The organism is Cereibacter sediminicola, assembly GCF_007668225.1.
Taxonomy (GTDB): domain Bacteria; phylum Pseudomonadota; class Alphaproteobacteria; order Rhodobacterales; family Rhodobacteraceae; genus Cereibacter_A; species Cereibacter_A azotoformans.
The window spans coordinates 1-461 of record NZ_VDEK01000152.1 but is presented as its reverse complement, the minus strand read 5'-3'; the positions used below and the strand labels follow the sequence as shown (position 1 = coordinate 461).

Annotated in this window: 1 protein-coding gene; it reads left to right on the top strand. The window is 65.9% G+C overall.

Going from position 1 to position 461, the window contains the following annotated elements; all coding sequences use genetic code 11:
• On the top strand, window positions 1-461 hold a 461-nt coding region (locus FG154_RS20790), incomplete at both ends, for an IS1634 family transposase (protein WP_145112073.1).

Here is a 461-nt window from a genome sequence, read left to right as displayed (position 1 = left end):
GGTCACGCATCAGCATCTGCTGCGCGCGATGGACGCGCTGATGGATCACGCCGAGCGGGTCGAGATCGAGATGGCGAAGCAGATCCGCCCGCTGGTCGATCGGGATCTGGCGGTGGTCTTCTACGACCTCACCACCGTGCGCATCCATGGGGAAGGCGAGGTGGATGACGATCTCCGCGCCTTCGGCATGAACAAGGAAAAGGGCGGCATCGCCCGGCAGTTCGTGCTGGGCGTGGTCCAGACGGCGGACGGCTTGCCGCTCATGCACACCGTCCACCCGGGCAATGTGGCCGAGACGAAGACGCTGCAGGCCATGCTGACCACCGTCCTGCAGCGTTTCCCGGTGCAGCGGGTGATCCTCGTCGCCGACCGAGGGCTGCTGAGCCTCGACAATATCGATACCCTCACCACGCTCGCCGATCAGGGCGGCCGCAAGCTCGAGTTCATCCTGGCCGTCCCCG